Origin of the sequence: Nostoc sp., from assembly GCF_036917375.1 — a bacterium.
Classification (GTDB): domain Bacteria; phylum Cyanobacteriota; class Cyanobacteriia; order Cyanobacteriales; family Nostocaceae; genus Nostoc.
In genome coordinates this window covers 123322-138605 of sequence record NZ_JBALDN010000015.1, presented here as the reverse complement: position 1 = coordinate 138605, position 15284 = coordinate 123322, and the positions used below count along the sequence as shown (strand labels likewise).

Here is a 15284-nt window from a genome sequence, read left to right as displayed (position 1 = left end):
AGAAAAAATGAGTAAATAAGCAGGCACAACCAATGACTAGTTCAATTAACCAACAAATCTTACTTAAAAGCCGTCCGCTTGGAGAACCGAAAGAGAGCGACTTTGCTCTTGTCGAAACAGCAATTCCAGAACCAGGGGAAGGTGAAGTCCTCAATCGGACGATCTACCTGTCCCTTGACCCTTATATGCGCGGTCGTATGAGCGATCGCGAGTCTTATGCTGCTCCAGTAGAACTGGGGTCTGTGATGGTCGGTGGCACAGTTAGCCAAGTGATGAAATCTAACCATCCCCAATTTTCAACCGGAGATTTTGTGCTTGGTTATGACGGCTGGCAAGCCTATGGCATATCGAAAGGCGAAACTTTGCGTAAGCTTGACCCCAATCAAGCTCGCATTTCCTATGCGTTGGGCGTAACAGGAATGCCCGGAATGACGGCATATTTTGCTCTGCTTGATGTTGGGCAACCCAAAACTGGCGAAACGGTTGTTGTTTCTGCCGCCTCTGGTGCAGTCGGTTCTGTAGTGGGTCAAATTGCCAAAATCAAAGGCTGTCGGGTGGTGGGAGTGGCTGGGAGTGATGCAAAATGCAATTATGTGGTAAAAGAATTAGGGTTTGATGCCTGTATTAACCATAAAACTCAAGAACTGAGTTCAGCCCTAAAAGCTGCTTGTCCGAACGGGGTGGATATTTACTTTGACAATACAGCTGGCCCGATTTTAGAAGCGGTGTTGCAGCACATTAATCAAGGAGCAAGAATTCCATTGGTTGGTTTAATCTCACAGTATAATGCCGAAAATTCTCCTCCTGGCCCTAATTTAATGCCGCTGTTGGTTAAACGGGCGTTAATCAAAGGATTTCTTGTGGGTGATTACCAACATCGGCAGGCAGAGTTTGTCAAAGATGTTTCTGGGTGGTTGCAAGAAGGTAAGCTCAAGTACAAGGAAGATGTTGTACAGAAACTGGAAAACGCCCCGCACGCCCTCATCGGCTTACTACAAGGGAAAAACTTCGGCAAGCTGATTGTTCAAGTCAGCGACGATCCGACACGATAAGCATACTTTTTGAATCAATTATCAATTACGTCCGCAATTGCTCTCTTTGTAGCGGTAGCGACTGTGATTTGAACGATAATTTGGGGGAGATAGGAGTGAGCAAGGCTCACCCCTGTCGGGAGCAATGCTCTAACAGTGAGATGGGTTAGCTGGCGTTGCAGAGGAGGCAGAGGAAAAGGAAGAAATAAGTGTATAAGCAATCTCTAACGCTCGTAAAAAGTACTTATATCCCCCGAATATAATTCGGGGGTTTTACGCTCACGCGTTGCGGCGAATTCGGGGCAGAATCCGGGGTTTGAATTCTTGCTCTCGTGCTGAAGGGATGACGCGACGCTTGCGATCGCGATCGAGAAGTTGTTGGTGAAGTTTCCATGCTGGGGGATTGTTTGCGTAGATGGGGTGCTGATGAAGTGGAATAAGTATTGAAACCTACTAAGCTGTTACGCAAATAAGATTGCATATCAACTGGTGAGGTTGTCCTTTGTCCTTAGTAAACACAAATGACTAATGACTAATGATGGTCTACACGGAGTTTGTGCAATATGTAGGCGCGTTAGCTTAACAGCTTAATTGTTTGCTATTCCGATTTTTCCATCCATCGCAACGAGATATGAGGAGATCGACATGACAACAATGACCGATTCCGATTTTGCTGCTTGCGAGGCACTACGCCTGCTCGGCCCCGATCCCGAAAACTGGGTGCCCGATCGCCCTGGCATTGATCGCAATGTCACTATAATCGGTGGCAGCGGCAGCGGTAGCGCCTTTGCATTTGCGCTACGGCGTGCTGGTATCGGTCGCGTGACGGCAATCGATGCAGCCGATGACGAGGCTCATGCAGGCGTGTGGCTGACACGAGCGCGGATGGAAAAGCTCCGCACGCCGAAAAATGTGCCTGGCCCAGAACTAGGCATCCCAGAATTATCCTTTCAAGCCTGGTACGAAGCGCGGCATGGTGCGGAAGCTTACGCGGCGATCGATCGCATTAGGCGAGTGACATGGGCTGAGTACCTCAGCTGGTATCGGCACTTCCTCTGTATCCAGGTTCGTTACCGGACGAAGTTGGTGCGGATTGAACCAGCCGCAGGTTTCTTCCGCCTACATCTTGAGGTAAACGGTGTCCCGCTCTTAGAGACTACGCGCAAAATTATCTTCGCCAATGGTGTGGCTGGCACTGGTGGTGCATACATACCTCCAGTACTGGCTGACTTACCACGCACCCTGTACGCACATACCGCCGATGCCATCGATTTTGAAGCACTGCGCGGTAAGACTGTGGCGGTGCTGGGTGGGGCGGCTTCAGCTTTCAATGCCGCAGGAGTGGCGCTGGAATCGGGAGCCAAAGCAGTACACCTGTTTGTACGGCGGTCGGCGCTTCCATCTCTACCAATCCTTCGGATACGGGAATACCCTGGTGCTTACTGCAACTATCCCCAACTACCCGATGCAGCCCGATGGTTCCAAGCTTGGCGCTTTCGTCAAGCAGGCTCCACGCCATCACGGAACGCGATTGAGCGAGCGATCGCCTTCCCGAACTTTCACATACACTTATCAGCACAGGTGAAATCGGCACGGGAAATGGGCAATCGCATTGTCACCCAGGTGAATGATGATGTTTTCGAGTTTGATTTTGCGATCGCTGGCACTGGTTACTTCGTTGACCCAACAAAGCGTCCTGAACTAGCCGACTTTGCCCAGCACATTGCCCTTTGGCGCGATCGCTACGAGCCACCAGAAGACCTGCGCGACGACTATTTGGGAACCCACCCTTACTTCGGTAACGCCCGCGAATACCTAGAAAAAGTACCTGGCACTGCCCCTTACCTGAAAGACATTCATGTATTTAATCCTGCTGGTTTCGTCAGCTTTGGCTTGCCAATTGGTGACATATTTAGCATCCGCCGCGACATACCTGCAATAGTATCGTGCATCAGTCACGACTTGTTCTTTGAGGACTGGGCGCATCATGAGGCACGTATCACAGGCGATATCGCCCCCGACTTTGAGAACTCGCTCTATGCTGCTGCGGTGTGGAAACAACCGATCGAGGCAGCGACCCGCTAGGTCAACAACCTTTTCACCAGTAAGAATAATTCCGGCTGGGAAACGATGTCAGTAGAAAGTGATTGCCATTTCACAATCACTGCTGAATCAACTATCACTGTTAAATCAATTCACTTAGCAGTGTCATTTCAACAGATTGTTTACTACTTATCAAAGGAGAATGTCATGGTTGCTCAAACAAACTCGCCAGCAACAAAAATTTTGGAAGTTGCAAACGATCCACGTCTTTCTAGTGGGGTGAAGGAATTTTTGAAAGTGCTGAATTCAGGAGGTGTGCCACTGGAGACACTCACTGCAATCGAAGCACGTCAAGTACTCGCGGATGCACAGGCTTCTGTTCCAGTAGACCTTTCAGGCATTGAAGAGTCTGAGAAGAAAATTATCGCTGACGGTTATTCGATTACGCTCAATATCGTGCGACCGGAAGGCGTCAAAGGCACATTGCCTGTTTTCATCTTTATTCATGGTGGTGGTTGGGTGTTGGGTGATTATCCAACACACAAGCGCATGGTTCGCGATCTGGTTGTGCTTTCAGGGTTTGCAGGGGTCTTTGTCAACTACACGCGCACGCCAGATGCTCAGTACCCACAGGCGATCAATGAGATTTATGCTGCGACCAAATGGGTTGCCGAGCATGGTGAGGAGATTGGGGTGGATGGCAAGAATCTGGCAGTGGTCGGCAACAGTGTCGGCGGAAATATGACAGTAGTCACTATTTTGAAGGCGAAAGAAAACGGAGGGCCACACATCAAGCTACATATCATGATGTGGCCGATCGTCGATGCCGATTTTGAAACGAATTCTTATCATCAATTCGGCGATAAACGGTACTTAACCGTACCCACGATGAAGTGGATGTATGATATGTATATCCCTGACCCAGAAAAGCGCAAAGACATCTACGCATCTCCTTTACAAGCGACGGTTGAGCAACTCAAAGGCTTGCCTCCAGCATTAATTGTGGTTGCAGAGAGCGATATTTTGCATGACGAAGGCACAGCCTACGGACGCAAGCTCGATGAAGCTGGGGTAGAGGTGACAACGGTGCAGTACAACGGCATGATTCATGACTTTGGACTGCTCAATGGTTTAGCCGAGCTGCCACAAGTCCGCTCTCTGTTTGTTCAAGCTGCTGCTCAATTGAAGAAACATCTGCAATAGGATGCGATCGATGTTTTTGGGGAAAGGAAAAGACGCTCTTCCATCGCTTTGCTGCTTACCGAGTTAGCGCAGGGGAAAAGGGTAAAGCGGAATGGGACTAAGTTAAGACATAGCCCTTGCCGTGACTGGAACAAGCCTCCAGGCTAGGAACTAATTCTGATATGCTCCGCCTCCAAAGGGTTGATGAGAGGCAGAGCCTCTCGAAATACATTCCCAGCCTGTAGGCTGGGAACGAGGTGAAACAAGACTTTCGGCTTATTTTAGTGCCATTTGACCGTAATACAAACTACTCTCAGGTAATTACCTGCTATGAACAGCCACACACCGAGCGCTAGAGACATTATCGGATCATCACCGTTGATTGCGATTGAAAACGAAGCACCACCCAAGCTGATTGTCGATCCACCGCTTCCCGAACCGCTAGCACAGGGACGCGTCTTCATCCAGTACCGGACGGAGAATTTGCGTGTGTTGCCAGTGTTTGGCAAAGGTGCCCTCGAAGTATCGCCGCGCATCGGTCATATCCACATCACCGTTGACGACGCGCCGTGGCACTTTGTCGATGCCAGTGGAGAAACGATCATCTTGGTCGGACTAGAACCTGGCGTACACAAGGTGCTGATCGAACTAGCTGACCCCACGCACAAAGTAATCACTAGCGAAACTGTGGAGTTTACGCTGCCCTATTCTAAGAAATCATCATGAAAAAACTACTAGTCTGGCAAGTCAACAATGCTTGGTGAGACATCCGGATATAACCGTCCCATTTTCTTACGTGCATCCGTAATTTTAAAGCGCCAATTTACACTTGCTTTACTAGAATTGCGATCGCTCTGCCAAGAAGCGATTTCTTGAGATAGTGTTTGAACGTCAGCAATTCGTCTTTCTAAGCATTGACGTGCTAAAACGGATAACTCAATCTCAACTTGATTTAGCCAACTCCCATGCTTAGGCGTGTAGTGAAATTCTAGTTTTTGGACAATTCGACGTGCTTCTTCTGGTGGAAAGAATTCGTACAAAGCAGCTGGATTATGTGTGTTGAGGTTATCAACTACCAGACGAATTGATTCGGCTTGTGGACAATGAATATCTACTAAATTCTTCATTTGTAAAGCGAAATCTTTTTTCGTTCTCTGTTGTGTAACCTCAATATGCCGCCAACCTTTATGAGGTTCAAAAATTGCAAATAAATTGACACTCCCATTGCGTTTATACTCGTAGTCATAACGAAGAGGTTGCTCTGGTTCAGGTGGTAACGGTTCTCTAATATCCTCTAATAAAGGATATGGGCGTTCATCGAAACAAATTACTGGATGTTTTGGGTCATCTGGTTGGCTATATAAATCTAGTAAATCTTCCATCCGTAAAACATACTCGGCATCTACTTTGGGAATGCACCATTGTTCCTTTAACCAAGGTTTAATTTCGTTTTTTTTAAATAGGAACGAACAGTTTCTTTAGAAACTGAATCTACGATGTTTAAACTTACTATGCGCTCTGCTAATAGTTTCATCGTCCAACGATTTCTTCCTGATGGTGCTTTAGAACAAGCTGTTGCAATCAGAAATGCTTGTTGTTCACCATCTAATTTTCGTTGTTTTGGTGGATGAGGCCGGTCTTGTACAGCTAATTCAATTCCTCCCTCTACGTATCTCGCACGAGTACGCTCTACGGTTGAAACGTGTACTCTTAGACATTCTGCGATCGCTTTGTCAATTTCTCCCTCCCATGCCATCAACAGTATATGGGCGCGAGTCATACTCCTTGCTTTACTCTTGCCTGTTTTGATTAGCGATCGCAGTTTTTCTACTTCTTCTTTACTCAAATTTACTGTATACTTCTTTGCCATGATGTTACCCGCAGCCACACTTCAAATAGCTTATCAAAAATCTGTCTCACCAAGCATTGTTGACTTGCCAGACTACTAGTCAGAAAAATTATTCCCTACTATGCAACACAAGAAAGAAGAAATGCTTAACTGAACTGGATTCTACTGTGTAAGGTTTTGATTTGTTTCTACGTTCTCCCCTTTCTTCCTATTGGTATACACATCGGTGTACCGGAAACTGGGTCTGGGATAACCCGACATTCTAATCCAAACACCTCCTTTACCATCTTCTCAGTGATCGTCAAATTAGGTTCGCCAACAGCAAAAATTTGACCTTCTTTCACCGCTACCAAATAATCAGCATAACGACAGGCGTGATTCAAATCATGTAACACCATGACAATCGTTCGTTGCTGGTTTTGGTTCAAATCATACAATAAATCTAAAACTTCTATTTGGTGTGCCAAATCTAAAAAAGTAGTTGGTTCATCCAACAATAAAATATCTGTATCTTGAGCTAGTGCCATTGCAATCCAAGCACGTTGTCGCTGTCCACCGGAAAGAGTATCTAACTCGCGTTCTGCCAAATGTTTAATCCCAGTAATCTCTAACGCTAGTTCTACTAATTTTTCGTCTTCTTTTGTCCACTGCTGCAACCAATTTTGATAAGGAAACCTTCCACAAGCTACCAAATCTCGAACGGTTAATCCTTCTGGTGAAACGGGGCCTTGGGTAAGAATTCCTAATTTTTTAGCAACCTCTTTTGTTGATAGCTTAAATACATCTGTTGTATCTAAAAAAATTGTGCCAACACGAGGTTTTAATAATCTGGCTAAACCCCGTAATAAAGTGGATTTTCCAGAGCCATTTGCACCAACTAAAGCAGTTATTTTTCCTGGTGATATATCTAAATCTAAATGCTTAATAATAGTTATATGATCGTAACCCAAAGTCAAATTCTTCGCTGACAGTTGGTAATGTAAATTATCGCTCAATAATGACATTGACATAATTAAACTTAAGAGAATCTTTGATAATTTTGTAAGTATGTAATATCATATCTGCTTGATTACTTAATTAAACCCAAAGAATCCCACCCCACGAAATTAGCACGTTTCCCCTTCCCACAGGTAGATAGGGGATTAAAGGAAGCCAGCGCGGTCATGGCATGAGCAACTGGCGCGTAGGGTGCAAGTACTATGAGAATCATAACTAATTACCTAGAGATGATATATCACACTATTCGCTTTTATTAATGCTACACCTAAAAAAGAATTTATTTCTATTTACTTAGTATTAAGTATACTGAATTATGTCTTACTTTTTCGATTGTTAATTAATAAATAAATAAAATATGGGGCACCAATCACAGCAGTAACAATTCCACAAGGAATTTCGATAGGAGCAAAAATCATTCTGCCGATAAAATCAGATAAAACCACAATCATTGCTCCTGTCATTCCCGCTACTGGAATCAAACCTTGATGATTTCCACCTACTAATTGACGGGCTATATGGGGCGCAATTAATCCCACAAATCCAATTGTTCCCGCAGTTGCGACTGCTGCACCAGAAAGTGCTGCACTAATTAATAATAATAAACTACGCTGCCATTCAACTTTATTACCTAGACCTTTAGCAATATCATCTCCTAAATTTAAAGCATTTAATTCTGGTGCTTTGATTAAAGCCAAAGGTACAAATATAACTATCCAAGGTAAAAAAGCAAAAACCTGTTCCCAAGTTCTACCGTAAACGCTACCAGCTAACCAAACTAAAGCCTGACTTACATCGTCAATTTGACCAAATGTCACGATTAAACTAGTAAAAGCACTAGCTACAGCCGAAATTCCCACACCAATTAAAATTAAGCGAACGGGATGAAGCCCCCGATCCCATGCTAAAAAGTAAATTAATAAAGATGCAACTAACGCACCTACAAAAGCTGATAAAGGTAAAATTCCTGCTGGAAAATTTGGTAATAATACAATTACACTTACCGCTGCAAGGCTTGCACCTGAATTAATACCAATAATTCCGGGGTCAGCTAAAGAATTTCGAGTTAAACTTTGCACGATCGTGCCAGAAATTGCTAAAGCCATCCCGACCAAACAAGCGGTTAAGATTCTGGGCAAACGTAGAGTATTAATTACAAAAGCATAATCAGGATTTACTGTATCTATTCCCAGTACAGTTTGAATTACAGCTAGTGGCGGTGTTGGATATTCTCCCACTGAAGTGTTAATTACCATCGCTGCTAAGGCGATCATTATCAAGATAAATAAAATGCTGGGAACTTGGTTTTGAATCCGAAAGGAAAATCCTAGTTTTGTAGAACGAAAAATCAATGAATTTTTCTTCATTTTTTTACTTGATATTTGGCTAAGTAAACGAAGAATGGCGCACCAACTAAAGCTGTCATAATTCCCACAGGTATTTCTTGTGGTCGAATTAATAATCGCGCCAATATATCGGACAATAACAGCAATATTCCCCCATAAATTGCACTATAAGGTAATATCCAACGGTAATCCGCCCCAACTACAAACCTAACAATATGGGGTATAACTAATCCAATAAATCCAATTGACCCCGCAGCAGCAACGGAACTACCTTCTAAAAGTAAAACACTAACAGCAGCGGCAATTTTTATCCATAAAGTTTGTTGACCCAAACCTTTAGCAATATCTTCTCCGAGACTTAAAATAGTGATTTGTCTTGCTAAACCAAATGCCAAGATTGTGCCACTAAAAATGTAAGGCAAGACTTGAAAAATAATACCTTCATTCATACCTGCCAAGGAACCAGCCAACCAAAAGCGAATTTCTTCCAAAGTTCGCTGACTGACTATTAAAATTCCTGTTGTGAGTGAAGAAAGTAAGCTACTAATAGCGGCACCTGCAATTGTCAAATTTAAGGGAGTTATACCGTTACGTCCCAAAGAAGCAAAAATATAGACACTGACAACCGCGACACCTGCACCAATAAACGCACACCAAATATAAACACTTGGTGCGGATGTTCCAAATAGAAAAATACTAATGACTACAGCAAAAGCTGCACCTGCATTTACCCCCAAAATACCAGGATCGGCTAATGGGTTACGAGTCACACCCTGCATAATTGCACCAGCGGTAGACATTGCAGCACCCACCAACATTGCTAAAAGCGATCGCGGTAAGCGAACAGTTTGAATAATTAAATGTTCTCTGGAACCGTCAAACTGAATAAACGCAGTAAGGATCTGATGCAGGGGAATATCTGCTGCGCCAAATGAAACGCTGAAAATTAGACAAATCAGAAGAATTAGCAATCCGACAATTAAACCCGCAATGGGAAATGTTAGGAATGATAAAAATCCTCTGGCTGGTGAGGGAACCGATCTACTCATTGTTCAAATTACTGGCTTCAAGCAGTGTAATTGTTGTTTGTTTTCTGACAACGCTGGTAGAGGTAGAAAAATTTTCCAACTGTACAGACAGGCAATTGATTCATAACTCATAGCTGTCAAAAAGTTTTGCGTTCCTCCAAATGTGCTAATACTTCTTTCCGAGTTCGCCAAACAGGACGCAGTTGCTTGCGAGAAAACAGTGGTAGTTGGTCGGTAATATGGGGCGAACCGGGTTGAGTCGCGTTACCGTAGCCGATCAGAGCCATTGCTTTTACTGGTTGCGAAAACTCAACGGTTGCAACATAACTATCACCAGCGACGGCATGAAAGCGTTCATCCTTAGCTGGAGCAGAATGGAGGACGCGGAATATTCCTAGATCCCCAGCGCCACCATTAGCAGGTAAATCTAAGTTGCCGCTACGCACTCGGAAGACTTCACCCCAAGCAATATCTAGCTTTCCATAAGCTTTTTCGACTTTGGCTGCTGCTATTTGTAGCGCTTTCGCCGCACTTTCTGGGTCTTTTAAACCATCGGGTGTGGTGCGTGGAGAGTTCTCACTCCAAGGAATACTGAAGGTTTGCTTTTCATCCATTTCTTCCCACCAAAAGGAAAACAATACCGCGCCTCGACTATCAGCATCAGCATTCCGATCCCAAGCAGCCAAAATATCAGCAGCACGACGGGCTAATTCATCGCCATACTTTTGAGCCGCAGGAATTAGGTCATCGAGGATGCGTTCTGCAAGTTCCATTGTGGTGGAATGTTTGTACTCAATCATTTTCTCAAAAAAGATTTTTGGATCTTCAGCCAGCATTTTTGCAGAACTTTGTGCCCGGAAAGACATCTCTCCTCGTGGAGCCATATAAGCAGGATAATCATCTGCTTTGATGGCAGGTGGAAAAGTCGTTGTCCAAGGTGCATCATTGGCATTTTGCAACCAACCGCTAGGCGGGTCAATTACACGCGGTAAATCTTTGTATGGGTGCATTTTTGTCCACAAAGTTTTGGATGTGTCACCAGGAATTAAACCTTCCCAGTATTGAAAATCTCCCTGTTGACGAATCGGAACCAGACCGTTGAATAGGTGCATGATATGCCCTTCTCGGTCTGCATACATGACAGTAAACATCGGTAGTTGCAAGCGTTTCAATACCTTTTGAAATTGGCTGAAGTTTTGAGAACGTGCCATATCCCACCACTGCTCCAACACACCGGGACGGTCTGCACCGACAACCCGCAACGCCACAGCAAACCCATCTTTTTCTTGAACGACTGCACCGTGGATGGAACTTTTGACTAATAATGGTTGTTCGGCTAACGAGCCATTTTTTTGCTTGACTTTTAACAAAAACTTTGATGTTGTAAAAGGACGGACTTTGCCATCAAAAAGATAACCATCATCAGCCAATTTCAACTTGTATATATCCCAACCATCATGGGTATTGACGGTATGAGTCCAACCCAAATAATCGTTAAAGGCGATCGCTAAAACCGGAATTCCCGCCAGCGCTGCTCCCGAAGCATTCATCCCTGGGGTCGTAATTTGGGCTTCGTACCAGACAAATAAATCCGACCATAACGTGTGAGGGTTTGCCAGCAACATCGCCTTTCCACTGGCAGAATGTTTCGGTGCGATCGCCCAACCGTTAGAACCAGCTTCAGATTGAGTATGAGCCATATCTGCTACCTGTTCTTGATTGACGATAAAAGTAAAATACAGCACTCTTTGCAAATGCGCTAATACATCTTCTGGCTTTACAGGTAATACTATTTTTACTTGCTCATCAATTAGATCGGGATGGTCTTTGGCATAAGTATTTATCCCAGTGGCAAAGGCATTTATATAACTACGAAAAGCTGGACTTTGTGCCCGATACCAAGAATTTGCACGATTGGGCACTCCCATCGTCAGTACCCATTTATCAGATTCTAAATACTCTTCTCCCCAATATTCGGCTGCTTTTCCCCTAGCTTGACCGTAGAGGCGCAACAGCAAGTTAGCGTGACTTTGCATCTGTGCCCAACCAAATGCCTGGAAAGCGCTTGGAGTATCTTTACTATATATATGTGGTATGCCGTAAGTATCCCATAATATGTCTGTAGTTTTGGGTGCAGTGGCAAAACTGTTATTTGCCAAAACGACAACTAAAATGGCACTGAGGATAAAAGCTAAAAATCTAAATAATTTTCTTTTCAGTATTGGCTGGTTAAATAGCCACAAATACACCCTAATATTCAACATGATAGTTTTGATTAAATTAATTTGACTGGAAAAATTTAGTGCCTTTCGTCTATATTCCTTAACAAACGGACATTAAATCCAAACGCACCCACCAGCAACATACATAAAGAACATAGAACGTATAACAGTGCCATTCCAGCACCTTTGTTGATGCCAAATATATTGCCAAACAGCCATGCTAGCTGACCATCTGATTTCATTGCTGGTTCAAAAACTTTATCCGCCAGAGGCCCGGCAATTAAATAGGCTATAGCTGAGAATACCTGTAAAAGTAGCGATCGCACCGCAAAAACTCGACCTTGTACTTCAGGAGTAACCTTTGCTAGCCAAATGGCATTTTCTGAACTTCCATTTAAGGGGAAATTGAGCGAAGAACAAAATTGAGCGCCAATCCAAACGAAGGCTGTATTTCCCAACCCAAAAATAGTTTTACTCAACCCTGCACCAACCATTCCCCATAAAAAGCCCTTAACTCGATGCTTAGTAGATCCACCCCAAACACTCATGATTAATGCTCCCATCACACCACCTATACCTGCTGCTGAGGCTAAACTGCCCAACAAAAGAGTATTATTGCCCGAACGTGCCAGAATCATCGGTGTGTAAACAGCACCACCGACATCGTGAAAAAACCAAAACACCATTCCGGTCATTAACAAAGCTAGAAGGCTTTTATGTGCTTGGATATAGCGCCAACCAAATCCCAATTCCTGCCAAATATTTTCTGGATGTTGACTGTGAATTTCTCTAGATGGTGGTTGTGGGATGTGTATTAAAAGCACACTAATAATTGCAAAAGTAAAAGTCAGGATATCAATCAGCGAAATTCCCACCAATCCGATTACATGATATAAGTAACCAGCAAAAGCTGGCGCCATAATTTTTGCACCATAACCTGATAAAAATTCCATACTACTAGCGCGGGAATAATGCTTTGGAGGTATCATTAATCCCACAGATGCAGAATAGGCTAGAGACTGTAATTCATTAAAAACTCCTGTAATTGCTCCTGTGATATATAAGTGCCAAACTTGCAAATGATTGGTCAGATATAGCAGTGCGATCGCTATTGTTACTCCTACAGCTACGCTATCTCCTACAATCATCAGTAACTTCCGATTCCACCGATCTACAATCACTCCACTAATTGGAGCGATCGCAATACTGGGAAGTAACGTATAGAAACCTACAAGTGTTAATGTTGTTACCCGATCTGTAGATTCCCAGACCCAAATATTCAGGGCAAAGCTGGTCATACTACTGCCCATAGCCGAAACAAACTGACCAATCCAGACAATAATAAAATTACGAAAACTACTAAATTTCATTTCTGTTTTCATGAGCAGCGTTCCTTATGATTGACTAATTAATTCACTGTCACGCTGCCTTGAGCAAATACTTAAATAAATCATCAAGTATTGCATTTGCTGATAGAATACTTCCAAAAATCCAGTAACTAGAATCAACACTATAAACTTGCTGATTTTTAACAACATTAAGAGTTTGCCAAAGACGAGTCTTTTGATATTTTTGGAATAATTCTCTAGCCCCAGGATCTACCGCTACAAATAAAACATCAGCATCAAGTAAGTCTATACGTTCTAAGTTCAGTATTACCAAAGTATCGTCAGGATTTTTAATTAACTGACGTTGAGCATCTGGTATAGCAATTCCGACTTCTTTTAAAATACTGCCAGGGAATGAAAATTGAGAACGAAACTCAGGTAGTTGTACTCCTCCATGAAACCGACCAACAGAAACTTTGAGTTTATTTAGGCGAACATCTAGATTAGCCCGCAATTTTGTTAATCGCTGTTCGTATTGATTGAGTAATTTTTCAGCTTGTTCAGCTTTGTTTAATACTTGACCAATCCGCCGAAAAGATTCTTGCCATTGAGCATGGACATATTTAAATTTAACTGTAGGAGCTATTTGTGAAAATAATTGATAGGATTCTGAGTTAATATCATACAAGCTAATAATTAAATCTGGATGCAATTTCAATATTTTTTCTAAATTCAACTGACCCTCTTTGCCTATATAAGTTATACCAGCTATTTGACTTTTGAGAAAACTAGTTTTACTAGCTACAAAAGCACGGTCAGGTACACCTATTGGTTTCAATCCTAATGCTATTAAAGGTTCTAATGTAATTTGCTCTGCAACAACAATACGCTGCGGGTTAGTAGGTACACAAGTTTCACCTAATTCATGCTTAAATAAACGACATTCTGTTCCTGATAAGTGTGATTTATATTCACCTATGTTTTGCTCTAAACCACTGTGGCAAGCGGCAAAAAAGAATAACGAAAGAGCCATCAAAATACATAAATTGCAGTAATATACGTATCTTTTTTTCATATTATGTAGTTTTTATTCATGCACATCTACCAACAAATTTTCTATATAAAATTGAGGAATTGTTTCGACAATTTCACTATGACAATCACTTAGATATAGAGTCTTACCTTTATCAACTAACACATCAGCTTTTACACTAACCAAGTTACCATCTGGTTTAATAAAATTTAGTTTTATATGATTAAATTCTCCATTCTCACTTTGTTGGATAATCTGATAATCAACTTTGTAAGTCAACCATTGCCAACCATAGATAAGAATCATTTCTCTTTCTAAAACCTGTGCAGCTTCTGGTAATATTGCCCACCCACGATAAGTATGCTGAATAAATTCAAGATTTCCAGTACGGGTCAAAATGGAAGTGAATGATTCAGAATCTAACCTAGCATAGTATCTAGCCTCTGGAAAATCGATAGCAGTAGGTGCAAATCGATGACCGCCAAAGTGAGTACATTGCCAGATTCTGACATTATTCATTCCTAAATCTTTAACTATATTTTTTGCCTGCCGATAAAAGGGATTACCAAATTTAGCACAGCATTGATCGCGGCTACCATGAGTACATATAAAAATATCTCTTGTATTAAGTTCGTCAATACAAGTATCTAAATCTTTCTCCAATAAGCATTTTTTAATCAGAGGTGCTGCTTCATTAATATCAGATAATAAAAACTCTGATTTGCTATATCCTTGAGCAAAACCAGTGGGTTGATTAAATATCAAAACTCTTGTTTTGTCTGGCTCTTTTAATTCCTTGCTATAAATTAATAAAAACTCTACAGTTATCTCAGATTCTGCAAATTCTTTGACTATATTTCGGAGATTATCAGGAACTTGTTTAGAATTAAATGTCTCATTTATCCAAGGAATTGGACATTCAATCATCACAAAAAAATCAAAATTGTAAGCATTGGCAATTGGATCTTCTCCAACATCACGAGACTCTAAAGCACAAAAAGAATTAGCCATGATGAAATAACCGGATAATCTAGTATTAGAACTTTCATTATCACCCTATTTTTTTAGGGTAGATATTTGTTGACCTCAACCATATTATTTATGTAAGCAAAACAATTCAGTTATTGATGAACCAATATTATGTATGAACAATAAAGCAAATTTTGGGCAGGTAAACCCCGCCCATTCAGTAAAATTTTTAGGAAATGAAAGTATCACATTTTACA

14 protein-coding genes are annotated in these 15284 nt (G+C 42.3%); 4 read left to right on the top strand and 10 right to left on the bottom strand.

The window, feature by feature from the left end; translation table 11 throughout:
• The first annotated feature begins 32 nt into the window (after positions 1-32).
• Complete coding sequence (locus V7K45_RS03735; protein WP_335000511.1) at positions 33-1052, top strand: NADP-dependent oxidoreductase; 1020 nt, start codon at positions 33-35, stop codon at positions 1050-1052.
• Between the two features lie 223 nt (positions 1053-1275).
• On the opposite strand, the gene V7K45_RS03730 is transcribed toward V7K45_RS03735, so the two are convergent.
• Complete coding sequence (locus V7K45_RS03730; RefSeq protein WP_335000509.1) at positions 1276-1512, bottom strand: hypothetical protein; 237 nt, start codon at positions 1510-1512, stop codon at positions 1276-1278.
• A 164-nt stretch (positions 1513-1676) separates the two neighbouring features.
• Here V7K45_RS03730 and V7K45_RS03725 point away from each other — a divergent pair, with 164 nt between their 5' ends.
• The 3 genes from V7K45_RS03725 (at position 1677) to V7K45_RS03715 (ending at position 4982) form a co-directional block, all read left to right on the top strand.
• The gene (locus V7K45_RS03725; RefSeq protein ID WP_335000507.1) at positions 1677-3116 is read left to right on the top strand and encodes an NAD(P)/FAD-dependent oxidoreductase; all 1440 of its coding nucleotides are present in this window, start codon (positions 1677-1679) and stop codon (positions 3114-3116) included.
• A 45-nt stretch (positions 3117-3161) separates the two neighbouring features.
• On the top strand, positions 3162-4277 hold the full coding sequence (locus V7K45_RS03720; protein WP_335000505.1) for an alpha/beta hydrolase: 1116 nt from the start codon (positions 3162-3164) through the stop codon (positions 4275-4277).
• A 309-nt stretch (positions 4278-4586) separates the two neighbouring features.
• Positions 4587-4982, top strand: a complete 396-nt coding sequence (locus V7K45_RS03715) for a DUF6130 family protein (protein WP_335000503.1) — start codon at positions 4587-4589, stop codon at positions 4980-4982.
• An 8-nt stretch (positions 4983-4990) separates the two neighbouring features.
• Here the strand turns inward: V7K45_RS03715 and V7K45_RS03710 are convergent.
• The 9 genes from V7K45_RS03710 to V7K45_RS03670 all read right to left on the bottom strand — a co-directional run bounded on the left by V7K45_RS03710 (position 4991) and on the right by V7K45_RS03670 (position 15069).
• Positions 4991-6126 (bottom strand): IS630 family transposase gene (locus V7K45_RS03710; RefSeq protein ID WP_335000501.1). Its coding sequence is split into 2 segments (ribosomal slippage): positions 4991-5706 and positions 5706-6126, totalling 1137 coding nucleotides; the frame shifts between segments, so codons are not numbered across the junction.
• A 167-nt stretch (positions 6127-6293) separates the two neighbouring features.
• On the bottom strand, positions 6294-7115 hold the full coding sequence (locus V7K45_RS03705) for an ABC transporter ATP-binding protein (RefSeq protein WP_335000499.1): 822 nt from the start codon (positions 7113-7115) through the stop codon (positions 6294-6296).
• A 59-nt stretch (positions 7116-7174) separates the two neighbouring features.
• Positions 7175-7315, bottom strand: coding sequence for a hypothetical protein (locus tag V7K45_RS03700; RefSeq protein WP_335000497.1), 141 nt, complete (start codon positions 7313-7315; stop codon positions 7175-7177).
• Between the two features lie 100 nt (positions 7316-7415).
• Positions 7416-8468 (bottom strand): FecCD family ABC transporter permease, encoded by a 1053-nt coding sequence (locus V7K45_RS03695; RefSeq protein ID WP_335000495.1) that lies wholly within the window; start codon positions 8466-8468, stop codon positions 7416-7418.
• Positions 8465-9496: a FecCD family ABC transporter permease gene (locus V7K45_RS03690; RefSeq protein ID WP_335000493.1), complete on the bottom strand. Its 1032-nt coding sequence runs from the start codon at positions 9494-9496 to the stop codon at positions 8465-8467. The genes V7K45_RS03695 and V7K45_RS03690 overlap by 4 nt, the downstream gene beginning before the upstream one ends.
• 116 nt (positions 9497-9612) lie before the next feature.
• The gene (locus V7K45_RS03685) at positions 9613-11739 is read right to left on the bottom strand and encodes an acylase (RefSeq protein WP_335000491.1); all 2127 of its coding nucleotides are present in this window, start codon (positions 11737-11739) and stop codon (positions 9613-9615) included.
• 35 nt (positions 11740-11774) lie between these two features.
• A complete protein-coding gene (locus V7K45_RS03680) occupies positions 11775-13079 on the bottom strand; it encodes an MFS transporter (RefSeq protein WP_335000489.1) in 1305 nt (434 codons plus the stop codon).
• Positions 13080-13116: 37 nt separating this feature from the next.
• Positions 13117-14058 carry an iron-siderophore ABC transporter substrate-binding protein gene (locus V7K45_RS03675; protein WP_335000487.1) on the bottom strand — a complete coding sequence of 314 codons (942 nt, stop codon included), beginning with the start codon at positions 14056-14058 and terminating at the stop codon, positions 13117-13119.
• Positions 14059-14112: 54 nt separating this feature from the next.
• Positions 14113-15069 (bottom strand): sucrase ferredoxin, encoded by a 957-nt coding sequence (locus V7K45_RS03670; RefSeq protein WP_335000485.1) that lies wholly within the window; start codon positions 15067-15069, stop codon positions 14113-14115.
• Between the last annotated feature and the right edge of the window lie 215 nt (positions 15070-15284).